Genomic DNA, 22,713 nt, shown 5'->3' with positions numbered 1-22,713 from the left:
TTTTGCGCGCTTTCTGTTATCCTTGCGCCGCAATTGCATTATTAACCAGAGGCTTTACATCGTTTATGTCCGGCTGGCCACGAATTTACTACAAATTACTTAATTTACCATTAAGCGTCCTGGTAAAAAGTAAGTCTATCCCAGCAGAACCTGCGCTGGAATTAGGGCTCGATACGTCGCGCCCTATTATGTACGTTTTGCCTTATAACTCGAAGGCAGACCTGCTGACGCTTCGCGCTCAATGTCTGGCGCACGATTTACCTGACCCGCTTGAACCGCTGGAAGTCGACGGTACGCTGCTGCCGCGCTACGTGTTCATCCATGGCGGGCCGCGCGTGTTCACCTATTACACGCCGAAAGAAGAGTCCATTAAGCTGTTCCATGATTACCTCGATCTGCACCGCAGCAACCCCGATCTGGACGTGCAGATGGTGCCGGTGTCGGTGATGTTTGGCCGTCGTCCGGGGCGCGAAAAAGGGGAAGAGAACCCGCCGCTGCGTATGCTCAACGGCATTCAGAAGTTCTTCGCCGTCTCCTGGCTAGGACGCGACAGCTTTGTCCGCTTCTCACCTTCCGTTTCACTGCGCCGCATGGCGGATGAACACGGCACTGACAAAATCATTGCGCAAAAGCTGGCGCGCGTTGCGCGTATGCACTTTGCACGTCAGCGTCTGGCGGCCGTTGGACCACGTCTCCCGGCACGTCAGGATCTGTTCAACAAGCTGCTGGCTTCCAAAGCGATTGCCCGTGCCGTAGAAGACGAAGCGCGCAGCAAGAAAATTTCGCACGAGAAAGCTCAGCAGAACGCGATAGCGCTGATGGAAGAGATCGCCGCGAATTTCTCCTACGAGATGATTCGCCTCTCTGACCGTATCCTTGGCTTCACGTGGAACCGCCTCTATCAGGGGATTAACGTCCACAACGCCGAGCGCGTACGTCAGTTAGCGCACGACGGCCACGAGATTGTCTATGTGCCCTGCCACCGCAGCCACATGGACTACCTGTTGCTCTCTTACGTGCTCTATCACCAGGGTCTGGTGCCGCCGCATATTGCTGCCGGTATCAACCTGAACTTCTGGCCAGCAGGCCCGATTTTCCGCCGTCTGGGTGCGTTCTTTATTCGTCGTACCTTCAAGGGTAACAAGCTTTACTCCACCGTCTTCAGGGAGTATCTGGGCGAGCTGTTCAGCCGCGGTTATTCCGTGGAGTACTTTGTTGAAGGCGGTCGCTCGCGTACCGGTCGTCTGCTCGATCCGAAGACCGGCACGCTGTCGATGACCATTCAGGCCATGCTGCGTGGCGGTACGCGTCCTATCACGCTGGTGCCTATTTACATCGGTTATGAACACGTGATGGAAGTGGGCACCTACGCGAAAGAGCTGCGCGGTGCGACCAAAGAGAAAGAGAGTCTGCCGCAGATGCTGCGTGGGCTGAGTAAACTGCGCAACCTCGGCCAGGGCTACGTGAACTTTGGTGAGCCCCTGCCGTTGATGACATATCTGAACCATCATGTTCCGGAGTGGCGCGAGTCTATCGATCCTATCGAAGCGGTACGTCCGGCCTGGCTGACGCCAACGGTCAACGGCATTGCATCCGAGCTGATGGTACGCATCAACAATGCTGGTGCGGCAAACGCCATGAACCTGTGTTGTACTGCGCTTCTGGCCTCCCGCCAGCGTTCACTGACCCGTGAGCAGCTGACCGAGCAGATTGATTGCTACCTGGATATCATGCGCAACGTGCCATATTCCGTTGATTCGACCGTGCCGTCTGCCACCGCCAGCGAGCTGATCGATCACGCGTTGCAGATGAACAAGTTCGAAGTCGAGAAAGATACGATTGGTGACATCATCATTCTGCCGCGCGAGCAGGCCGTGCTGATGACCTACTACCGCAATAACATCACGCACATGCTGATGCTGCCGTCGCTGATGGCGGCCATTATTACCCAGCACCGCCGGATTTCGCGTCAGGAGCTGCTGCGCCATATTCAGGCCATCTACCCAATGCTGAAAGCGGAGCTGTTCCTGCGCTGGAGTAAGGATGAACTGGCGGCAGAGCTCGATAAAATGACGGCAGAGATGCATCGTCAGGGGCTGATTACCATCAGTGATGATGAACTGCATATCAATCCGTCACGTTCCCGTACCTTGCAGCTTCTGGCTTCCGGTGCGCGTGAGACGTTGCAGCGCTACGCCATTACCTTCTGGTTGCTGAGTGCAAATCCGTCCATCAACCGCGGTACGCTGGAAAAAGAGAGCCGGACGCTGGCCCAGCGCCTTTCCGTTCTGCATGGCATTAACGCCCCGGAATTCTTCGACAAAGCGGTATTCAGCTCCCTGGTGCTGACGCTGCGCGACGAAGGGTACATTAGCGATACGGGCGATGCCGAGCCGGAAGAGACGATGAAGGTTTACCAGATGCTGGCAGAGCTGATTACCGCGGATGTGCGTTTGACGATTGAGAGTTCGACGCAGGGCGAATGATGCTAAAGCCGGGTGGCGCTAACGCTTACCCTGCCTACATGTTCCGCTAAATCGTAGGCCGGGTAAGGCGAAGCCGCCACCCGGCTTTTTTATCACCAGTAACTCATCGCCAGGCCCAGAAACAGCACCAGCCCGACGTAGTTATTATTCAGAAACGCTTTAAAGCAGGCTTCACGCTCGCGCTTCGCGATCAGCTTCTGCTGATACGCAAACAGCAGCCCCGCCACCAGTACGGACCAGTAAAACTCCCAGTTCAGTCCGTTCAGGCGACCAATCGCCACCATCAGCGCCAGCACCGCCACCTGCAATATGCCGATGATAAGTTTGTCGTGACGACCAAACAGGATCGCCGTCGATTTGATGCCAATCTTGAGATCGTCATCGCGATCGACCATCGCGTATTGGGTATCGTACGCAACGGCCCAGAGAATATTCGCCAGGAACATCAGCCAGCAGCTGAGCGGAACGGACTCGCTGACCGCGGCAAACGCCATGGGAATCGACCAGCCAAATGCCGCACCCAATACCACCTGCGGCAGATGGGTGTATCGCTTCATGAACGGGTAAACCCAGGCCAGCGCCAGAGCAGCAACGGACAGCAGAATGGTCATGGTGTTAAGGGTTAACACCAGCATAAAAGAGAGAAGCACCAGCACCACAAACAGAATGCGCGCCTCTTTCCCGGTCACCTGACCGCTCGGCAGAGGACGATTCGCGGTGCGCTTAACATGTCCATCAAATTTCCGGTCAGCATAGTCGTTAACCACACAGCCCGCAGCGCGCATCAGCCAGACGCCCGCCACAAACACCGCCAGGATCCACAGCGGCGGCACGCCCGGCGTGGCAACCCACAGCGCCCATAAGGTCGGCCACAGCAGCAGCAGCGCGCCAATGGGTTTATCAGTACGCATCAGGCGGTGATAGGCCAGCAGCTTATTCTGCGTCAGACTCCACTCCATTTTTTCTCCCTCTTAGTACAACGGCGATGCAGGCAAAAAGAGTTCCGTCAGTATTAACGGCTTGCCACTCAAACGAAGGCGGGAACGGCGCCCCCACAAATCGGCATCGCAACCAATTTCAATAAAATCACGGGTCAGTTCAGACGAGGTGAACAGATAACGCCCCAGGGGCGTTTTGCCGAGGCGTTGCAATGCCAGCTCCGGCCCGGAAAGTGTAGACTCAGGAACCACCGTCCGCCCGGCAAGCCACGGCTCGCCATCGGCACACAATAAAATTTCACGCAGCCAGTAGCGTTCTTCCTGCGGCAGCAGCAGCAGCTCGCTGGCAATCTCCGCAGGCGAGACAAACCCTTCCTGAATCATCGTCACCGTGACCGTTTTACCCTGTTGCTCAAAACGTTTTGTCATGGAATCTTCCAGCAGCAGCCAGTCCAGTTGCTCCGGGTCAAGCGCGGGTATTTGGTCGAAATAGCGTAGCGCACGCAGCTGCGTGAGCGCGGGGTGTGACATGCCAGACTCTCCGATACATAACGTAAAGGCATTGTATCGCAGATTGGCAAAATGAGGACGGACAAACCAAATTTAGCGATCACTATCGCAACAATGGTGCAACTTAGCCAAAAAAAGTGCGCCCGTGAAGGCGCACTAAACGACTAACAAAATCAGCACTGTGGGGAGACGGTTACCCCTTGCCTTTTACACTGCTGATAAAGGTGGAACGGGCAGTGGTTGAACCTAAACGCTCGGCTTCATCAAGCAGTTTCAGCGCTTTATCGACATCGCCGTTTTTAACCGCCTGCTTGATGGCGTTGTTAAAGTAAGTTTCAGTATCGTTAAGCACGGGCTCGGCTTTTTTCGCCGGGGCCGGGGCTGCGGCCGGTGCTGCGGCTGGCGCGGCGTACACAGGCGCGGCAGTATTACCCACCGTTACCGGACCCGGGCCAGATGAGCCAAACAGCGGGCCTACGAGTACGCTGGAGGCACTGTTGGTGGAGACTTTCAGCTTGATCAGACCATCGGTGGTATGACGGGCAAGCGGGTCCGGAATATCCGGGACAGAGTTCCCCGTGCCTTTCGCATAGGCTTTTGCCGGGTCAACAAGCTTCGTTGTCTGTTGCAGATCTTTTTCAGTCGTGAACACCAGGACATAAATCTTCTGCTGACCCAGGGCTGGCGTCAGGCGCATAACGCCTTCCAGCCGATCGGCACTCATGACGCCAGGCTCCTGATAGCTGAAATAGTCACTTGGGAAGAACGCGGATGGCGTCATGTTCTGATCGAGGATCAGCACGTTAGGCGCGAAGACGCTGGTCTGTTTATTGACTTCACTGGTCAACGTCAGGGTCAGCTCGCCGATATTCGCCGGCACGCTGAAAGCCGCGACCGGACCGCTGATACCCGGCACGTTCAGTGACTGGCCCCCCGCTGAAAGCTGGGTAGTTTGTGTTTTCGATTGATCAACTGGCGTCCACACCAGTTGCTGTAGTGCCGCAGCCGGAATAGCTGGCGCAGCGCTGGTATTTTGAGGAACAAAATTCACATCTGCAAAGGTGACCGCAGGCGCACAGGCCAACAGCCCCGCAGAGAGGCACAGCGCGACGAGACTTTTCTTCATTTTCATTGTTATTACCTCTGATAGCGTGAGCACTGCGGTGGCCAGGCAATAGCGCGCAGCACCCTAAGGAGAGAGGGGCTTGCGCCCCTCTTTTCAGGTCATTACGTCAGGCTTGACGAATTACCACCAGATTTCCATCTGGGCGCCGAAGGTCCACTCATCGTTGTCGCCACGGCTGAAGGTTTTCGCGGAGGTGTCGCTATACGCTACGCCAGAGGTGTAGCCCGTATCGCCGTTGTTCGCGTAGCCCCATTTCTCATCCCACTTCGCGTAGGTTGCGAAGACGCGGATAGCCGGACGGGACCAGATGCTGTCGCCTGCCTGCCATTGCTGTGCCAGGGTGATTTTGTACTGGCTGTTTTTGTCGTCAGTTTTCTGAGATTTGACGTTGTCGTAGCCCACTTCCAGCAAGGTGCTCATGATCGGCGTCCATTTGAACATTGGACGAACACCCACGGTCCACCACTCGGTACCGTTGTTGTTGTCACGATCGATGTTCTGGTACATACCGACGTACATCAGGTCCCAACGGTCTGCCAGGGTGATTGCACCGTGGTCCAGCACGCGCCACATAGAGCCGTCGTTATCGATGCTGCCGCCCTGTGGAATACCTTTACCGTTAGAGGTCATGGAGTCCGTACCGTATTGCAGCACGAACTTGTTGAAGCCTTTCATCATGCTCTGGGTGTGTTCAGCGGTGAACAGCCAGCCATCTTTAGAGGCGCCAGGTTGCAGGTAGTAGTCGTCAGGAATGTTGGTATGACCGTAGTCAACGCCCAGCTCCAGCGTACCGCCCGGGTTGGTTTCCAGACCGGCTAAACGCACGTCGAAGACATCGTTTGGTACCACGTTGTCATAAATACGGTCGCCGTTCGCATCACGATCGGCGAAGGTCGCAGAACCGCCGGACTCAGAAGAACGGGTCGCTGCCAGAGAGAGTTTACCAAAGCCCAGATCGATGTTTTCAATACCGGCACCAGGACCAGAGATATCCCAGTAGTAGAAGTCGATCATGTGTACGTCATGACGCTGATAGAAGCGCTTACCGGCCCAGATGGTAGAGCCTGGCAACCATTCAATCAGGTTTTTACCCTGCACGTTAGCTTCACGGAAGGCCGGGCTGGTGGATTCCCAGTCGTTCTGTTGAGAAACGGAGTACGCTACGTTGGTGTCGAAATAGAAGCTCTTGTCGCCTTCTTTCCACACTTCCTGGCCCAGTTTCAGTTCGGCGTAGGTTTCACATTCGTTACCGAGACGGTATTTACTTTGTGCGCCTGTTGCCTGGAAACATTGTTGTTCACCGCCACTTCCGGTCCAGCCAATGCCGGAACGAGCATAACCTTTAAAGTCTACGGCGCCCGCCTGGGCAGACAGGATGCCTGCCGCAATGGCGACAGCCAGAGGGACTTTGCGCAGAGTAATCATTATTCTATCTCCTGAGATCATTGCTTTTCTTTGTAATTGGAATGCTTAAACGCCTGGCTCTTTGTGCAACCGACGACATGCAGTGCCATCCTCACGGAACAGATGGCAGCGCTCTGGCGGCAAACCGATAGCGAATGTGGCACCCTCTTCTACCAACACCACGTCATTCTGGCGGTAGACCAGGTTCTGACGGATGGCGGGGATCTGGATATGAATCTGTGTTTCGTGACCAAGCTGTTCGACGACCTGAACTTCACCTTCCAGCGTCACATCAGCGATGTGGCTCGGCAGTAAATGCTCAGGGCGGATACCGAGGGACATATTGGCCCCCACCTGTACGTTGGCGCTGTCGACCGGCAGCCAGACTTGCTGACGGTTTGGCAGCTCCACCTGTACCTGTTCGATTGCCGTCGCGGTCACTTTTACGGGCAGGAAGTTCATCTTTGGCGAGCCAATGAAGCCCGCGACAAAGCGGTCTGCCGGGTAGTGATACAGCTCCAGCGGTTTGCCCACCTGCGCCACGCGACCGGCGTCCAGCACCACGATTTTGTCGGCCAGCGTCATCGCTTCGACCTGATCGTGGGTGACGTAAATCATCGTGCGTCCAAGGCGTTTGTGCAGACGGGAGATTTCGATACGCATCTGGACGCGCAGGGCGGCATCCAGGTTAGAGAGAGGTTCATCGAGCAGGAACACGCGCGGCTCGGCCACCAGCGTACGGCCGATCGCCACACGCTGACGCTGACCACCGGAGAGCGCCTTCGGTTTACGCTCCAGCAGATGTGCCAGCTGGAGCACTTCCGCCACCTGGGTGACGCGCTGGTTAATGGTCTCTTTTTTCGCGCCGGCCAGCTTCAGGCCAAAGGACATGTTCTCGGCAACGGAAAGATGCGGATAAAGGGCATAAGACTGGAACACCATGCCCACGCCGCGTTCGGCTGGCGGGATGTCGTTCATTCGGGTATCACCAATAAATAAATCGCCACTGGTGATGGTTTCAAGACCGGCAATCATACGCAGCAGAGTCGATTTACCACAGCCTGATGGACCCACGAACACCACAAACTCACCTTCGTGGATGTCCAGATTGATGTCTTTTGACACCACTACGTCGCCCCAGGCTTTCGTTACATTACGCAGCTGTACGCTCGCCATGCCCTTCTCCCTTCGTTACAACCTGTCACCGACAGAAACATTCAAGATAAGTTCACTATGCGTGTTCCATTACTTTCGTGAATCCTCCACCCCCCGGCTTTTTTATGGGGGAGGAGGCGGGAGGATGAGAGAGCAGGCTCTGCGACCGCAGCGGAGGGGCTGAGGCGAAAATCGTGAAGCGGCCTGCAAAATTCAGTGGGTTTTTATGTGCGCCAGCACTCATAACTTAAATTTATGTTACAGGGATCACACAAACAGGGGGTGGGGCGTAGGGACTGGGAGGATGGAAAGAGGATGTCAAATAAGGAGACTGAGTCACGTTGAACCACCTTATGTATCCACGAGCACATCACCAATAAAGGATGGCAGATATGAAGATCAAGACTGGCGCACGCGTTTTCGCATTGTCCGCCCTCGCAGCAATGATGATTTCCGCACCGGCTCTCGCCAAAATTGAAGAAGGTAAGCTGGTTATCTGGATTAACGGCGACAAGGGCTATAACGGTCTGGCCGAAGTGGGCAAAAAATTCGAGAAAGACACCGGTATCAAAGTCACCGTAGAACACCCGGACAAACTGGAAGAGAAGTTCCCGCAGGTTGCGGCAACTGGCGATGGTCCGGACATTATCTTCTGGGCGCATGACCGTTTCGGGGGCTACGCGCAGTCTGGCCTGCTGGCAGAAGTTACGCCAGACAAAGCCTTCCAGGACAAACTGTTCCCGTTCACCTGGGACGCCGTTCGCTATAACGGCAAGCTGATCGCTTACCCAATCGCGGTTGAAGCGCTGTCTCTGATTTACAACAAAGACCTGGTGCCAAACCCGCCGAAGACCTGGGAAGAGATCCCTGCTCTGGATAAAGAGCTGAAGGCGAAAGGTAAATCCGCCCTGATGTTCAACCTGCAAGAGCCGTACTTCACCTGGCCGCTGATTGCTGCCGACGGCGGTTACGCGTTCAAGTTTGAAAACGGCAAATATGACGTGAAAGACGTGGGCGTGGACAATGCGGGCGCGAAAAAAGGCCTGACCTTCCTGGTTGACCTGATTAAGAACAAACACATGAATGCGGATACCGACTACTCCATCGCGGAAGCGGCGTTCAACAAAGGCGAAACCGCGATGACCATCAATGGTCCGTGGGCCTGGACCAACATCGACAAGAGCAAAATCAACTACGGCGTGACCCTGCTGCCAACCTTCAACGGCAAGCCGTCTAAACCGTTCGTGGGCGTGCTGAGCGCAGGCATCAACGCCGCCAGCCCGAACAAAGAGCTGGCGAAAGAGTTCCTCGAAAACTACCTGCTGACCGATCAGGGTCTGGATGAAGTGAACAAGGACAAGCCGCTGGGCGCCGTTGCGCTGAAATCCTTCCAGGATCAGCTGGCGAAAGATCCGCGTATTGCGGCCACCATGGATAACGCCCAGAAAGGCGAAATCATGCCGAACATCCCACAGATGGCTGCGTTCTGGTACGCCACCCGTACCGCGGTCATCAACGCTGCAAGCGGTCGCCAGACTGTCGATGCCGCACTGAAAGATGCTCAGGGCCGTATTACTAAGTAAGTCTGAAAAACGGCGGGTGGCGCGTGCGCTTACCCGCCCTACGACTACGGCACGATCCGTAGGTCAGGTAAGCGCAGCGCCACCTGACGATAAGTTTCCACCGTTGTAGAGGAAGAACCCCATGGATGTCATTAAAAAGAAACACTGGTGGCAAAGCGACGCACTGAAGTGGTCAGTGATAGGTCTGCTGTGTCTGCTGGTGGGTTACCTTGTTGTTTTAATGTACGTGCAAGGGGAATACCTGTTTGCCATCATGACGCTGATTTTAAGCTCGGTTGGCCTGTATATTTTCGCCAACCGTAAAGCGTACGCCTGGCGCTATGTCTACCCGGGCGTTGCCGGGATGGGGCTGTTTGTCCTCTTTCCGCTGATCTGCACCATCGCGATTGCCTTTACCAACTACAGCAGCACCAACCAGCTCGCGCAGGAGCGTGCCACCCAGGTGCTTCTGGATCGTTCTTACCAGGCGGGTAAAACCTTTAACTTCGGCCTGTATCCCACGGGTGACGAGTGGAAGTTAGCGCTCACTGACGGTGAGAGCGGCAAAACCTATCTTTCCGACGCGTTCAAATTTGGCGGCGAGCAGAAGCTGGCCTTAAAAGAGGCTGCGGCCCTGCCGGAAGGTGAACGTGCGAACCTGCGTATCATTACCCAGAATCGTCAGGCGCTGACCCAGCTCACCGCCGTGCTGCCCGATGACAGCAAAGTAACCATGAGCTCGCTGCGCCAGTTCTCCGGCACGCAGCCGCTTTATACTCTGGCGGATGACGGCACGCTGACCAACAACCAGAGCGGCGTGAAGTACCGTCCGAACAACGATATCGGTTTCTATCAGTCGGTGAATGCCGACGGCAGCTGGGGCGACGACAAACTCAGCCCGGGCTATACCGTCACCATCGGCTGGGACAACTTCACCCGCGTATTTACCGACGAAGGCATCCAGAAACCGTTCTTCGCCATCTTCGTCTGGACGGTGGTCTTCTCGGTGCTAACCGTGATCCTGACCGTGGCCGTGGGCATGGTGCTGGCCTGCCTCGTGCAGTGGGAGTCCCTGAAAGGCAAAGCGATTTACCGCGTGCTGCTGATTCTGCCCTACGCCGTGCCGTCGTTTATCTCGATTCTGATTTTCAAAGGGCTGTTTAACCAGAGCTTCGGTGAAATCAACATGATGCTGAGCGCGCTGTTCGGTATCAAACCGGCCTGGTTCAGCGACCCAACCACCGCTCGCTCGATGATTATCATCGTGAACACCTGGCTCGGTTATCCGTACATGATGATCCTGTGCATGGGGCTGCTGAAGGCTATCCCGGACGATCTGTACGAAGCCTCGGCGATGGACGGCGCGGGCCCGTTCCAGAACTTCTTCAAAATTACCCTGCCGCTGCTCATTAAGCCGCTTACGCCGCTGATGATCGCCAGCTTCGCCTTTAACTTTAACAACTTCGTGCTGATTCAGCTGTTGACCAACGGTGGCCCGGACCGTCTCGGCACCACCACGCCGGCAGGCTATACCGACCTGCTCGTGAGCTACACCTACCGCATCGCCTTCGAGGGCGGCGGCGGTCAGGACTTCGGCCTGGCGGCGGCGATTGCCACCCTGATCTTCCTGCTGGTGGGCGCCCTGGCGATTGTGAACCTGAAAGCCACACGTATGAAATTTGACTAAGGAGGGCACTGAACATGGCAATGGTACAACCCAAATCTCAGAAACTGCGCCTCCTCGCGACGCACTTAGGCCTGCTGATTTTCATCGCGGCGATCATGTTCCCGCTGCTGATGGTTATCGCCATCTCCCTGCGTTCGGGGAACTTCGCCACCGGGAGCCTGCTCCCGGATGAAATCTCCTGGGAGCACTGGAAGCTCGCGCTGGGCTTCAGCGTGGAACATGCGGATGGCCGCGTCACGCCGCCGCCGTTCCCGGTGCTGCTGTGGCTATGGAACTCGGTGAAGGTGGCGACCATCACTGCGATCGGCATCGTGACGCTCTCCACCACCTGCGCTTACGCCTTCGCCCGTATGCGTTTCCCGGGCAAAGCGACGCTGCTGAAAGGGATGCTGATTTTCCAGATGTTCCCGGCCGTGCTGTCGCTGGTGGCGTTGTATGCCCTGTTTGACCGTCTTGGGCAGTATGTGCCGTTCATCGGCCTGAACACTCACGGCGGCGTGATCTTCGCCTATCTTGGCGGCATCGCCCTTCATGTGTGGACTATCAAGGGCTATTTCGAAACCATCGACGGTTCGCTGGAAGAAGCGGCGGCGTTGGATGGGGCGACACCGTGGCAGGCGTTCCGTCTGGTGCTGCTGCCGCTGTCGGTGCCGATTCTGGCGGTGGTGTTTATCCTGTCGTTTATCGCCGCCATCACCGAAGTCCCGGTCGCCTCACTGCTACTGCGCGATGTGAACAGCTACACCCTTGCCGTCGGTATGCAGCAGTACCTCAACCCGCAAAACTACCTGTGGGGCGACTTTGCCGCGGCGGCCGTCCTCTCTGCCATCCCGATTACCGTGGTGTTCCTGCTGGCCCAGCGCTGGCTGGTCAACGGCCTGACGGCGGGCGGTGTGAAAGGTTAAGTTTCATTTGTTATGCCACTGCAACCCTCAACTTTAGACGTATTGTATTGAACCAACTTGTGACTGTTATTCGGCGGCCTCCGGGCCGCCATTTTTTTTATTCGCGTTTCAGCCGCTTCGAGTTGCACAGCCAGAGGGTGATCACCAGCAGCAGGATCGCCGCCGAGTAGATCAGCACGTCGAGCGGGGATTTATGATCGACGATGATCAGCCGCACAATGGCGGTGATGCCAATGTAGACAAAATAGCGCAGCGGGAAGTGAAAGCCGGACTGAAAGTACTTCACAATCAGGGCGATAAATTCAAAGTAGAGAAAGTAGACCACCAGGCCTTCCACCAGCGCGTATTTGCTGGTTTGCTCAGGGGCGAACAGCACATCCGCCAGATGCACCGTCTCTTTACCCAGAAAAACGACCAGGATCAGGCCAAGGCTCAGCAGACCGAGGTTCAGCACGGTCTGGAGTATCGTTGAGATAAACTCAACGCGCGGACGCGTCAGGGATGTCATACAGCACCTCATTCTCCAGGGCGAGGTTCCTGTATAACGCAAAAATGTGACGGGGATCTATATTTTTTGTTTATGTTTTGTCCAGATGAACATTCTTGCCGGGCGGCACTGCGTTTGCCCGGCCTACAAAAACACTCTCGTAGGCCCGGTAAGCGCAGCGCCACCGGGCAAATAAGCATCAGCGGAAGTTAATGTTCTTATCGCTGGTCATATCATACAGCTGGAATTTACGTCCAAGCTGCTGACCGCCGTCGCGCGTCAGCGGCGTCCAGCCCACTGCCGCACGGCTGCGGGTTGGGCCTGATGAGAACAGATCCAGCGGAATCGACACGTACACCCCTTTGGTGAAGTCCCCTTCCCCGTACTCGTCTGGCGAAACGTTGGTGATGGTGGCATAGCCGCCCACCACCACGCCGCTGTCGAAGTGTTTGGAGATATCCAGCGTACCGCCCTTATCACCCGCCAGATACTGGCCGACGCTGGCTTTCACCAGCACGTCCTGCGCGAACGACGGCGTCCAGTAGGCGGTCAGGTGGCCGGTTTTGACGCTGTAGTCGGTGAACTTCATCATGTCCTGCGCGCTGCGCCAGTCACGCTGTTTCACGTAGTTGGCATCAACCCCAAACGCCCAGTTGCTGTCGACAGGACGATAAAGCACTTCTGCCCCGGCGCCGCCGAACATGGTTTCCAGATAGCCACCGTAAACCTGGCCGTAGAAGCCGTTGCCGAAGTACTGGAAGTAGTTGGCCTGGAGGTTATTCACGTAGATATCGTTCTGCACATATTCGCGAACGCGGGTACGCACGCGCGGCAGTTTTGAATCGTTCGGCGGGTTGGTGTAGTTAAATTTGTCGTAGTTGTTAGCAATGTTGCCGAACAGACTACCGGTGGTCAACAGGTGGTCGGTCACCCACAGATCCGCCGTCGCCATCGCCCCCAGCTGATACATATAGAAGTTTTCCGGCCCACCCACGGACTGGTTCAGCACCGGATCGATATGGAAATCGAAGCGGGATTTATCGATATACCAGCCCTGCTCGGTGCTCTCTGGCACCATCGGCTCAACGCGTTTTTGTACCAGCTCGGTTTCATGTCCCAGCGGTTCGCCTTCAAGATGACGCTTAAGGCTGGCAACATCGGTTTCGGTTGTGACCTGCGGTAGGTTGAGGCGGTTCTCCGTCACGCGGATCGTGCGGATCCCCTCCGGCAGATCGTTCATGACGATCCGGTTGGCGCGCTCGATCCCTTCGCGGGAGTCGCGGTATTTTACCTGCTCGCCGGTGACGTACAGCGTATCGCCTTTGGTCTGGATCTTTGGATCCGCCAGGCCCGCGTTATATTTCAGCAGCGTCAGCTGGTTCGCTACCACGGAGTGCTGAATGATCGCATCCTGCGGCTCCGGCTGATATTTTGGCCGCGGGTTGTCATTGTAGTGCGGCCGCATGTCGTTAAAGTTAGTGCGCAGGGTAAAGCCAAACATCAGGGTATTACCGCGCTCATAGCTGAGGTTAACGTCGGCCCAGTCGGTGACGCGGTAAATGGCGCCGACGTTAAACTTGCTCTTTTGCTCAATTTTCCCGGCGAAGTCCTGCGAGTAGTCGTTTCCTTCGTACTCCAGCTTCAGACGTAACGGCTGCCACGGTGTTTGATACTCCACGCCGCCAAACAGCGAGGCCGGGCCGTGGAACATCTGGTCCCCGTTGATGGAGCCCGCTTTCTGGTAGCTGTTATCGCGGTAGCAGTATTTATCGCTGTAGGTACAGAACGGATTTTTGACGTTGCCGCTGGTGCCGAGATAGCCCCATCCCAGACCGAGTGAGAAATCAAACGGTCCCCAGGCTTTGCTGGCCACGATGTATTCCGCGTCAAACAAGCCGGTCCCGCCGATATCCTTCGCACCAACGGAGACCTGCGGCATCCAGTAGCTCTCTTCCCACAGGCGCAGCTTCACGTCGAAAGCTTTGTCTTTATAAGTCTGGTCGCCGGAGAAGGCATCCACGCTGCTGTACTGTTTTGTACGCACGTCGGTGTAGCGCAGCGTGGTCTCCAGCCAGGGGAACAGCTGCACGGACGCAGAGTAGTAACGGTACTGATCGTTATCGCGATAGTTAAGGCTGATTTCCCCCTCGCGGGCCATACGCGCGGTTGGGGTTTGCAGTAAGCCCACGCCGCCAAAATCGGACTGCGATGGGCCGATGGGTGCCGGATACGTTTCTGCATGACAGGCGGCACTCACGCACAGTGCAAGCATGCTGTAGAGATAGGTTTTTTTCATTATTCCGGTATCCGCTGTATCAGGGAGCGAAGGATATCGGCATTAAGCCCGTCATACGCTTTCGTCCAGAAATGGTCGGCAAAACCGACAAAAATGATGCTGCCTGGCATAGGTTCGATATGGCGTTTATTCCAGTAAGCCACCGGCGCTTTCTGCGTATGCCCGTCCGGATAGACCACCCAGGCATAGCTGTTATCCGCTCCGCTGAGCAGACTTTGCTCGTCGAGATAGCTCGCCACGTCCCGGCCCGGCGTAAACGGCTTTTTGCCAGGGCTGCTGAGAAGCCCCATCACGGTGACGGTGGAAGGCTGAGCCGGAAGCCACAGGGTATAGTCCCCTTCCAGCGACGGATTGCCGTTTTCCGCAACGCGCACCTCATCCGGATCCAGATTCACCTTCTGGCGCCCCGTCACCTTAACCGCCTGAAGCTGTTGACGCAGGCTAGTAATGGCCGCGGCATCGTCGGTATCTTCCTGTTGTGCCAGCCCGCTCAGTCGGGCGAGCAGCGCCTGATGTTTTTGTTCCGCTACAAGCGTCGCCTGACGCTCGCTGATCACCGCCCCGCTCCACCAGCTTTTCGCCAGCCTCGGCTGCCCCACCAGATCGAGCAGATGCCCGGCATTGGTTAAGGTTTTAGGTTTTTCGCTGTCCGGGGTGTAGACCTGTACCGTTCCCGCAGACCACGCCAGCGGCGAGGTCAGGCTGGCGAGAAGCGCAATGTGGATGAACATTTTCATGATTTCGCCGCCTTGATCAGGGTGGCCTTCACCGGGAAGAAACCGGCACCGAGATACTGTAAGGACTGGCGGATTTGCCCCTCTTCGTCCACCCAGAAGCGGTTATGCCAGGTGGCCTGATCGGTTGTCACTTCTTCATCCAGCACGCGCACCTGCGTTTCGTCGCTGCCCACTTTGACACTGTCCGTACCGTCCCAGCGGAAGGTGGAGCGGGCCGTGGCGTAGCGCACCTGTTTATGCTCGGTCCAGCCCATCGTGCGCGTCCAGCTTGCGCCATCGACGATCTGATTCGGCTTGATGAGCGGATCTTCAGCCAGGTTGTTCACCTCAAGCAGGTTGTCGCCGCCGAGCAACGTTTTCACGATGCGGGAATGCTGCGTCACGATGGTGGCCTGATCCTGCGTCACCCATTTCTGCTACCCGTTTTCATCGAAAGCGAGCACCACAAACAGTTGCGGACCATCGTTTAGCTGCATGTACTGGCTGGCATACGGCATGTTCTGAAGTTCGTCATCGGTCAGATGCACGCCCGGCGTGCCGAACATGCTGTCCCACAGTGAGTGGCCCAGCCCTTTGGTGGTAGCTGAGCACGCCTGCAACAGCAGGCAAATCAGGATGATTGCAGGTCGCTTCACGACTCTTCTCCGAAGGGGCGAAATAACCACACCGAAGTGTGGTTATGATTAAAACACCCGTTATTACTGGGTGCTGGTCGTCGTAGTGGTCGTGGTTCCGGTATTGGAGCCATCACCGCCACCGGTTGCCGCCAGCGCGACACCCACGGCTGAACTTACGGCGCTGGTGCTGGCTGCGGTAGAACTCCCCGCAGACGCAGACGTCGCTGCCGACCCTGCTGCTTCCCCGACCTGGACCGGAGCTGCATAGACAGACGTCGCCGCAAGCGCAGATATGGCAAAAATGCCATACAGTACTTTCTTCATAACAATTTCCCTTCAATGAATGAATGGAGATTTGCCCGAAAAGAAATTCAGGCGGATTCGAGTATACACAACTAAAGCAGTGGGTTTACCGTGGGGGTAAATAGGGATGAGGTTTTCAGACTAATGGTTAAAAATGGAAGGAAAAAAGAATCAAGGAAATATATAATCACTATAAATCAACAATTTATAATATAAGAACATTAAAATATCACTCCGTATTTTCTTAAAATAAACCTCAGCAATTAACGGGGTTACCGTCTTTTTCGGATTAAACTCAGCTTCAGAATTTGAGATAACTAACAGACATCAGGAATTATCCGATAAAAAAATGCCGGCATATCGCCGGCATTGTTCATGACATATTTATTACGCACGCCAGGCTTTATAACGGTTAATCAGACCATTGGTGGAGCTGTCGTGGCTGTCGATCGCTTTATCGTCACCCAGCTCTGGCAGAATGCGGTTTGCCAGCTGTTTGCCCAGCTCAACGCCCCACTGGTCAAAGGTGAAGATGTTCAGAATAGCGCCCTGAGTGAAGATTTTGTGCTCGTAGAGGGCAATCAGCGCACCCAGGCTGAACGGCGTGATTTCGCGCAGCAGAATGGAGTTAGTTGGACGGTTGCCTTCGAACACTTTAAACGGCACAACGTGCTCCAGCGTAGCCGGATCTTTACCCTGGTCACGGTATTCCTGCTCAACCACCTCGCGGGATTTACCGAACGCCAGCGCTTCGGTCTGGGCGAAGAAGTTAGACAGCAGCTTCGGATGGTGGTCGGACAGCGGGTTGTGCGTGATCGCCGGGGCGATGAAATCGCACGGTACCATTTTGGTGCCCTGGTGGATCAGCTGGTAGAACGCGTGCTGACCGTTGGTGCCCGGCTCGCCCCAGATGATTGGGCCAGTCTGGTAATCCACCGCGTTGCCGTTACGGTCAACGTACTTGCCGTTGGATTCCATGTTGCCCTGCTGGAAGTAGGCCGCAAAGCGGTGCATGTACTGGTCGTACGGCAGAATCGCTTCGGTTTCAGCGCCGAAGAAGTTGTTGTACCAGATCCCGATCAGCGCCAGCAGCACCGGCAGGTTTTTCTCAGGCGCGGTGGTGGAGAAGTGTTTGTCCATCGCGTGCGCGCCGGAGAGCAGTTCAACGAAGTTGTCAAAGCCCACGGACAGGATGATGGACAGACCGATCGCAGACCACAGTGAGTAGCGGCCGCCCACCCAGTCCCAGAACTCAAACATGTTCGCGGTATCAATACCGAACTCACCCACCGCTTTACCGTTGGTGGACAGCGCCGCAAAGTGTTTCGCCACGTGCTTTTCGTCGCCCGCGGTTTTCAGGAACCAGTCGCGCGCGCTGTGGGCGTTGGTCATGGTTTCCTGAGTGGTGAAGGTTTTAGACGCCACCAGGAACAGCGTGGTTTCCGGGTTCACCTTTTTCAGCACTTCAGCGATGTGAGTCCCATCGACGTTGGACACGAAGTGCATGTTGAGGTGGTTTTTGTACGGGCGCAGCGCCTCGGTCACCATGAACGGGCCGAGGTCAGAGCCGCCGATACCGATGTTTACGACGTCGGTGATCGCTTTGCCGGTGTAGCCTTTCCAGCTACCTGAGATGATCGCTTCAGAGAAGGTTTTCATCTTTTCCAGCACCGCGTTCACTTCCGGCATCACATCTTTGCCGTCAACGATAATTGGCGTATTGCTACGGTTACGCAGGGCCACGTGCAGGACGGCACGGTCTTCGGTGCGGTTGATTTTCTCACCAGAGAACATGGATTTGATGGCATCTGCCAGCTCAGTCTCTTTCGCCAGATCTTGCAGCTTCGCCAGCGTCTCTTCGGTGATACGGTTCTTGGAGAAATCCACCAGCATCAGGTCATCGAAGGTGGCGGAAAACTTGCTGAAACGATCGGCATCTTTCGCGAACAGATCCGCGATAGTGACGTCTTTCATTTCATCAAAATGTTTCTGTAGTGCCTGCCATGCAGCGGTCTGCGTTGGGTTGATGTTTTTCATAGCAATACTCTTCTGATTTGAGAATTGTGACTGCGGTCGATTGTAGCGCCTGCAAATAAAAATTGTGATGGTTTTTATGCCATTGCCCTGGTCTGCATCAAACGCAGGTGAAAAGACCCGAAAAGTATAGCTGCTGTCGCGCCCTTCCGGCGTGGCGAAATGTTGGTCAAAAAGGGGGAAAAAGGAGCATAAAATATGGGCCTGTTATAAGTCCTGTTTCTGAGGGGTACCCCCCCATGAAAAATCCGCATAATCCCAGCATTGACAGGACCTCCCCCGCATTTTATTTATAGGGCCGTATTTTGCGCCTGCACCTGTTCTCGCTTCATTCTTGTGCCAAGGTCGCTCTATTCATTCCCTGACACGAGGTTGTTATGACGAGTTTTGTGGTCGCCAAGTTTGGCGGCACCAGTGTGGCAGACTTCGATGCCATGAACCGCAGCGCCGATGTGGTGCTGGCCGATCCGAATACCCGCCTGGTGGTACTTTCCGCCTCAGCCGGCGTGACGAACCTGCTGGTTTCCCTGTCTGAAGGACTGGAAGCGACCGAGCGTTTCGTGAAGCTGGATGCACTGCGCAAAATTCAGTTCGACATTCTCGAGCGTCTGCAAAACCCGAACGTCATTCGTGAGGAAGTGGAACGCCTGCTGGAAAATATCACCACCCTGGCTGAAGCCGCGTCGCTGGCCACCTCCAGCGCACTGACCGATGAACTGGTCAGCCACGGCGAACTGATGTCCACCCTGCTGTTCGTTGAGATCATGCGCGAGCGCAATATTCAGGCGCAGTGGTTCGACGTGCGTAAAGTGATGCGCACCAGCGACCGCTTTGGCCGCGCCGAGCCGGACGTGGAAGCCTTGGCTGAGCTGACTAACCAGCAGCTTGCCCCGCGCCTGGATGAAGGCATAGTGATCACCCAGGGCTTTATCGGCAGCGAAGCCAAAGGGCGCACAACCACGCTGGGCCGTGGCGGTAGCGACTACACCGCCGCCCTGCTGGGTGAAGCCATGCACGCCACCCGCGTGGATATCTGGACGGACGTGCCGGGTATCTACACCACCGACCCGCGCGTGGTCTCTGCGGCAAAACGTATTGACGTGATCGCCTTTGAAGAAGCGGCTGAAATGGCGACTTTCGGCGCGAAAGTGCTGCACCCGGCCACGCTGCTGCCCGCCGTGCGCAGCGACATTCCGGTCTTCGTTGGCTCCAGTAAAGATCCAAAGGCGGGCGGGACGCTGGTCTGCAAGAAAACCGAGAACCCACCGCTGTTCCGCGCGCTGGCCCTGCGTCGTAAGCAGACGCTGGTTACCCTGCACAGCCATAATATGCTGCACTCCCGTGGATTTCTGGCGGAAGTGTTTGGCATCCTGGCGCGCCACAATATCTCCGTGGACCTGATCACCACGTCAGAAGTCAGCATCGCGCTGACGCTCGACACCACCGGCTCCACCTCTACCGGCGACACCCTGCTGACGCAGTCGCTGCTGATTGAGCTTTCCGAGTTGTGCCGCGTGGAGGTGGAAGAAGATCTGGCGCTGGTTGCCATCATCGGTAATAAGCTGTCGCGCGCCTGTGGCGTGGGCAAAGAGGTGTTCGGCGTGCTCGACCCGTTCAATATCCGCATGATTTGCTACGGCGCGTCCAGCTACAACCTCTGCTTCCTGGTCCCTGCCGATCAGGCCGAGCAGGTCGTGCAGAAACTTCATCAGAATTTGTTTGAATAAAATTCGTTAGCACGATAAACAATATCAATAAGCCGGGCACAGACCCGGCTTTTTTATAACAAAACAACACGACAATACTGCAAGGAATTCACTATGCTCTCCGCTATCACCCGGCTGTTCCCGTTATGGGCGCTGCTGCTCTCTGTACTCGCGTATTACACTCCTGCCACGTTCACGGGCATTGGTCCGTGGGTCACCACGCTGCTGATGCTGATTATGTTCGGCATGGGCGTGCATCTGAAAATTGACGATTTCAAACGCGTGCTGTCTCGCCCGGCGCCGGTTGCCGCAGGGATTTTCCTGCACTACCTGGTGATGCCGCTCGCGGCATGGCTGCTGGCGATGGCCTTTAAGATGCCGCCCGACCTTTCCGCCGGGATGGTGCTGGTGGGGAGCGTCGCCAGCGGTACGGCATCTAACGTCATGATCTATCTGGCGAAAGGCGACGTGGCGCTTTCCGTCACCATCTCGTCCGTTTCCACGCTGGTGGGCGTGATTGCCACGCCTCTGTTAACCCGCCTGTACGTCGACGCGCATATCCAGGTGGACGTGATGGGCATGCTGCTCAGCATCCTGCAAATCGTGGTGATCCCGATTGCGCTGGGGCTGGTGATCCACCATCTCTTCCCGCGGGTGGTGAAAGCGGTTGAGCCGTATCTGCCCGCGTTTTCGATGGTCTGCATTCTGGCCATTATCAGCGCCGTGGTAGCCGGTTCCGCATCGCACATTGCTTCGGTGGGCTTTGTGGTGATCGTCGCGGTTGTGCTGCATAACACTATTGGTCTGCTGGGCGGTTACTGGGGCGGAAAGCTGTTTGGCTTTGACGAATCCACCTGCCGCACGCTGGCGATCGAAGTGGGGATGCAGAACTCCGGCCTGGCAGCGGCGCTGGGTAAAATTTACTTCTCACCGCTGGCAGCGCTACCGGGGGCGCTGTTCTCTGTCTGGCACAACCTGTCCGGTTCGCTGTTAGCTGGATACTGGTCCGGTAAGCCGATTGATGACCAACCGAAAAAAGATGCGGTGAAACAGGGTTAATTGACCCGGCTTGCTTTACACTGAAGCCTCCCCATCAGGAGGCTTCAGCAATGGCTACACCACGTTTGACCCAGAAAGACATGACCGAAGCCGAGCAGCGCGAACTGAAAACGCTACTCGACCGCGCCCGTATCGCGCATGGCCGCACGCTGACGAACGCCGAAACCAATCAGGTTAAAAAAGAGTACATCGATAAACTGATGGCGCAACGTGATGCCGCGGCGAAAAAAGCCCGCAAGCTGAAAAAAGAGCAGGCTTATAAACCCGATGCAGAGGCGACTTTTTCCTGGTCCGCCAGCACATCAACCCGTGGAAGGCGCTAATCAGCGCCCTTTCTTTTTGCGCCCCGGCTGGGTAAAGCGTTTTCCGTTGCCCGGCTTGCCCCGCCCTTTCTCTTCCGCCTGCGGTGCCTTCACCACCGGACGCTTAATCGCCTGCGTTTTCGGTTTGGCTTTAGCTTTCGGCTTCGCTTCGGACGAGGAGTTCTCGATAAGTTTGAACAGCTCGATCAGCTCGTCATCCGTTAAGTCACGCCACTCGCCCAGCGGGATCCCGGACAGGCTGACGTTCATGATGCGCGTGCGTTCCAGCTTCGTCACTTCATAACCGAAGTACTCGCACATGCGGCGGATCTGGCGGTTCAGGCCCTGCACCAGCGTGATACGAAACGCAAACGGCGCCTCTTTTCTGACTTTACACTTCTTCGTCACGGTGCCCAGAATCGGCACGCCTGCGCCCATTCCCCGGATGAACTCGTCCGTGACCGGCTTGTTCACCGTAACAATGTACTCTTTCTCATGGTCGTTACCGGCACGCAGAATTTTGTTCACCAGATCGCCGTGATTAGTCAGGAAGATTAACCCCTGAGAGTCCTTATCCAGGCGACCAATCGGGAAGATACGGCTGCTGTGGTTCACGAAATCAACAATGTTGTCCCGCTCGCCATCTTCCGTGGTGCTGACAATCCCAACCGGTTTGTTCAACGCGATAAACACCAGGTCTTCGGCATCACGCGGTTCGATGACCTGACCATTCACTTTCACCACATCGCCAGGTACCACCTGATCGCCAATGGTGGCGCGTTTGCCGTTAAGAAACACGTTACCCTGTTCAATGTAACGGTCAGCCTCGCGACGTGAGCAGATCCCGCTCTCGCTAATGTATTTGTTTAATCGGGTTGATTGAGTTGGCAGCATAGTTTCTCCTGTGAAGGGCGAAATATACCTTAGGTTTGGGCTGGAAAAAAAGATTAGCCGACGGTTACTGAGACGGGTTTTTTAGTTTGCGAGACGCTTTCAGGATTTAGCGTCAGGCTATTTATCCTTGGGCTAACTCCTTTTGGCTTTACTCTCCAGAGACAATTGCTTGTAGTTTATAAATCACAGGGAGTAATATCAAGGAGATCGTTCAGACAGAATCCTTCCGACGCTGGGAGCAAAATTTAAAGGACAGGCGGGCAAAGACGATTATCGCCTCCCGCCTCTTTAGGCTGGCAAATGGCTTAGCGGGCGACATTAGACCTGTGGGAGAAGGTATCAGTGAACTGAGGATCCACTTTGGCCCGGGCTACAGGATCTATTTTAAGGACCAGGGCAATTGCATCATCGTGCTGTTATGTGGTGGTGACAAAAGCAGCCAGGCCAGAGACATACTTATGGCAAAAATGCTGAGCAATGTATCCCAATGGCAGGAGTGAATGAG

Annotated in this window: 19 protein-coding genes and 1 pseudogene; 8 read left to right on the top strand and 12 right to left on the bottom strand. The window is 55.8% G+C overall.

Annotated features, from left to right (window positions below; translation table 11 throughout):
* The first annotated feature begins 65 nt into the window (after positions 1-65).
* Complete coding sequence (plsB, locus tag SK62_RS21400; RefSeq protein WP_003860322.1) at positions 66-2,486, top strand: glycerol-3-phosphate 1-O-acyltransferase PlsB; 2,421 nt, start codon at positions 66-68, stop codon at positions 2,484-2,486.
* Between the two features lie 92 nt (positions 2,487-2,578).
* Here the strand turns inward: plsB and ubiA are convergent, their stop codons facing one another.
* The 5 genes from ubiA to malK form a co-directional block, all read right to left on the bottom strand.
* The gene (gene ubiA, locus SK62_RS21395) at positions 2,579-3,445 is read right to left on the bottom strand and encodes a 4-hydroxybenzoate octaprenyltransferase (protein WP_015570176.1); all 867 of its coding nucleotides are present in this window, start codon (positions 3,443-3,445) and stop codon (positions 2,579-2,581) included.
* 12 nt (positions 3,446-3,457) lie between these two features.
* Entirely contained in the window at positions 3,458-3,955 is a 498-nt protein-coding gene (gene ubiC / locus SK62_RS21390) for a chorismate lyase (RefSeq protein WP_047718428.1), read from the bottom strand.
* 172 nt (positions 3,956-4,127) lie between these two features.
* The gene (malM, locus tag SK62_RS21385) at positions 4,128-5,066 is read right to left on the bottom strand and encodes a maltose operon protein MalM (RefSeq protein ID WP_015570172.1); all 939 of its coding nucleotides are present in this window, start codon (positions 5,064-5,066) and stop codon (positions 4,128-4,130) included.
* 114 nt (positions 5,067-5,180) lie between these two features.
* Entirely contained in the window at positions 5,181-6,488 is a 1,308-nt protein-coding gene (locus SK62_RS21380) for a maltoporin (protein ID WP_026094413.1), read from the bottom strand.
* A gap of 42 nt (positions 6,489-6,530) precedes the next feature.
* Entirely contained in the window at positions 6,531-7,640 is a 1,110-nt protein-coding gene (gene malK / locus SK62_RS21375; protein ID WP_003860329.1) for a maltose/maltodextrin ABC transporter ATP-binding protein MalK, read from the bottom strand.
* A gap of 371 nt (positions 7,641-8,011) precedes the next feature.
* Between malK and malE the strand changes: the two genes are divergently transcribed.
* From malE to malG, 3 genes are all read left to right on the top strand, one after another.
* Positions 8,012-9,202: a maltose/maltodextrin ABC transporter substrate-binding protein MalE gene (malE, locus tag SK62_RS21370; RefSeq protein WP_023295759.1), complete on the top strand. Its 1,191-nt coding sequence runs from the start codon at positions 8,012-8,014 to the stop codon at positions 9,200-9,202.
* Positions 9,203-9,323: 121 nt separating this feature from the next.
* A complete protein-coding gene (malF, locus tag SK62_RS21365) occupies positions 9,324-10,868 on the top strand; it encodes a maltose ABC transporter permease MalF (protein ID WP_015570169.1) in 1,545 nt (514 codons plus the stop codon).
* A 14-nt stretch (positions 10,869-10,882) separates the two neighbouring features.
* Positions 10,883-11,773: a maltose ABC transporter permease MalG gene (malG, locus tag SK62_RS21360; protein WP_048249876.1), complete on the top strand. Its 891-nt coding sequence runs from the start codon at positions 10,883-10,885 to the stop codon at positions 11,771-11,773.
* 97 nt (positions 11,774-11,870) lie between these two features.
* Here the strand turns inward: malG and psiE are convergent, their stop codons facing one another.
* From psiE to pgi, 6 genes and pseudogenes are all read right to left on the bottom strand, one after another.
* Complete coding sequence (gene psiE / locus SK62_RS21355; RefSeq protein WP_000202963.1) at positions 11,871-12,281, bottom strand: phosphate-starvation-inducible protein PsiE; 411 nt, start codon at positions 12,279-12,281, stop codon at positions 11,871-11,873.
* A 178-nt stretch (positions 12,282-12,459) separates the two neighbouring features.
* The gene (locus tag SK62_RS21350; protein WP_048249874.1) at positions 12,460-14,556 is read right to left on the bottom strand and encodes a YjbH domain-containing protein; all 2,097 of its coding nucleotides are present in this window, start codon (positions 14,554-14,556) and stop codon (positions 12,460-12,462) included.
* Positions 14,556-15,293, bottom strand: coding sequence for a capsule biosynthesis GfcC family protein (locus SK62_RS21345; protein WP_047718431.1), 738 nt, complete (start codon positions 15,291-15,293; stop codon positions 14,556-14,558). Before SK62_RS21345 ends, SK62_RS21350 begins: the two co-directional genes overlap by 1 nt.
* Positions 15,290-15,928 (bottom strand): annotated as a pseudogene (locus tag SK62_RS21340) (YjbF family lipoprotein). The gene SK62_RS21345 and the pseudogene SK62_RS21340 overlap by 4 nt, the downstream one beginning before the upstream one ends.
* A gap of 63 nt (positions 15,929-15,991) precedes the next feature.
* Positions 15,992-16,234 (bottom strand): exopolysaccharide production protein YjbE, encoded by a 243-nt coding sequence (gene yjbE, locus SK62_RS21335; RefSeq protein WP_003860341.1) that lies wholly within the window; start codon positions 16,232-16,234, stop codon positions 15,992-15,994.
* A 366-nt stretch (positions 16,235-16,600) separates the two neighbouring features.
* Positions 16,601-18,250: a glucose-6-phosphate isomerase gene (gene pgi, locus SK62_RS21330; RefSeq protein ID WP_003860343.1), complete on the bottom strand. Its 1,650-nt coding sequence runs from the start codon at positions 18,248-18,250 to the stop codon at positions 16,601-16,603.
* Positions 18,251-18,624: 374 nt separating this feature from the next.
* On the opposite strand from pgi, the gene lysC reads away from it, so the two are divergent.
* The 3 genes from lysC to SK62_RS21315 all read left to right on the top strand — a co-directional run bounded on the left by lysC (position 18,625) and on the right by SK62_RS21315 (position 21,335).
* The gene (gene lysC, locus SK62_RS21325) at positions 18,625-19,974 is read left to right on the top strand and encodes a lysine-sensitive aspartokinase 3 (protein WP_047718432.1); all 1,350 of its coding nucleotides are present in this window, start codon (positions 18,625-18,627) and stop codon (positions 19,972-19,974) included.
* A gap of 93 nt (positions 19,975-20,067) precedes the next feature.
* Entirely contained in the window at positions 20,068-21,012 is a 945-nt protein-coding gene (gene panS / locus SK62_RS21320) for a ketopantoate/pantoate/pantothenate transporter PanS (RefSeq protein ID WP_015570166.1), read from the top strand.
* A 50-nt stretch (positions 21,013-21,062) separates the two neighbouring features.
* Entirely contained in the window at positions 21,063-21,335 is a 273-nt protein-coding gene (locus tag SK62_RS21315) for a YjbD family protein (RefSeq protein WP_017382612.1), read from the top strand.
* Here SK62_RS21315 and rluF read toward each other — a convergent pair whose 3' ends face one another.
* Positions 21,336-22,208 carry a 23S rRNA pseudouridine(2604) synthase RluF gene (gene rluF / locus SK62_RS21310; protein ID WP_003860347.1) on the bottom strand — a complete coding sequence of 291 codons (873 nt, stop codon included), beginning with the start codon at positions 22,206-22,208 and terminating at the stop codon, positions 21,336-21,338.
* Between the two features lie 197 nt (positions 22,209-22,405).
* On the opposite strand from rluF, the gene SK62_RS21305 reads away from it, so the two are divergent.
* Entirely contained in the window at positions 22,406-22,708 is a 303-nt protein-coding gene (locus SK62_RS21305) for a type II toxin-antitoxin system RelE/ParE family toxin (protein WP_023295756.1), read from the top strand.
* Positions 22,709-22,713 lie beyond the last annotated feature (5 nt).

Origin of the sequence: Enterobacter sp. BIDMC109, assembly GCF_001037885.1 — a bacterium.
In the GTDB taxonomy this organism is placed as follows: domain Bacteria; phylum Pseudomonadota; class Gammaproteobacteria; order Enterobacterales; family Enterobacteriaceae; genus Enterobacter; species Enterobacter hormaechei_C.
This window is presented reverse-complemented; position numbering and strand designations above follow the sequence as displayed.

Excerpts from the sequence above, each read along its gene's own strand:
- plsB (WP_003860322.1), top strand. The coding sequence starts at position 66 with ATGTCCGGCTGGCCACGAATTTACTACAAATTACTTAATTTACCATTA.
- ubiA (WP_015570176.1), bottom strand. The coding sequence starts at position 3,445 with ATGGAGTGGAGTCTGACGCAGAATAAGCTGCTGGCCTATCACCGCCTG.
- ubiC (WP_047718428.1), bottom strand. The coding sequence starts at position 3,955 with ATGTCACACCCCGCGCTCACGCAGCTGCGTGCGCTACGCTATTTCGAC.
- malM (WP_015570172.1), bottom strand. The coding sequence starts at position 5,066 with ATGAAAATGAAGAAAAGTCTCGTCGCGCTGTGCCTCTCTGCGGGGCTG.
- malK (WP_003860329.1), bottom strand. The coding sequence starts at position 7,640 with ATGGCGAGCGTACAGCTGCGTAATGTAACGAAAGCCTGGGGCGACGTA.
- malE (WP_023295759.1), top strand. The coding sequence starts at position 8,012 with ATGAAGATCAAGACTGGCGCACGCGTTTTCGCATTGTCCGCCCTCGCA.
- malF (WP_015570169.1), top strand. The coding sequence starts at position 9,324 with ATGGATGTCATTAAAAAGAAACACTGGTGGCAAAGCGACGCACTGAAG.
- malG (WP_048249876.1), top strand. The coding sequence starts at position 10,883 with ATGGCAATGGTACAACCCAAATCTCAGAAACTGCGCCTCCTCGCGACG.
- psiE (WP_000202963.1), bottom strand. The coding sequence starts at position 12,281 with ATGACATCCCTGACGCGTCCGCGCGTTGAGTTTATCTCAACGATACTC.
- SK62_RS21350 (WP_048249874.1), bottom strand. The coding sequence starts at position 14,556 with ATGAAAAAAACCTATCTCTACAGCATGCTTGCACTGTGCGTGAGTGCC.
- SK62_RS21345 (WP_047718431.1), bottom strand. The coding sequence starts at position 15,293 with ATGAAAATGTTCATCCACATTGCGCTTCTCGCCAGCCTGACCTCGCCG.
- yjbE (WP_003860341.1), bottom strand. The coding sequence starts at position 16,234 with ATGAAGAAAGTACTGTATGGCATTTTTGCCATATCTGCGCTTGCGGCG.
- pgi (WP_003860343.1), bottom strand. The coding sequence starts at position 18,250 with ATGAAAAACATCAACCCAACGCAGACCGCTGCATGGCAGGCACTACAG.
- lysC (WP_047718432.1), top strand. The coding sequence starts at position 18,625 with ATGACGAGTTTTGTGGTCGCCAAGTTTGGCGGCACCAGTGTGGCAGAC.
- panS (WP_015570166.1), top strand. The coding sequence starts at position 20,068 with ATGCTCTCCGCTATCACCCGGCTGTTCCCGTTATGGGCGCTGCTGCTC.
- SK62_RS21315 (WP_017382612.1), top strand. The coding sequence starts at position 21,063 with ATGGCTACACCACGTTTGACCCAGAAAGACATGACCGAAGCCGAGCAG.
- rluF (WP_003860347.1), bottom strand. The coding sequence starts at position 22,208 with ATGCTGCCAACTCAATCAACCCGATTAAACAAATACATTAGCGAGAGC.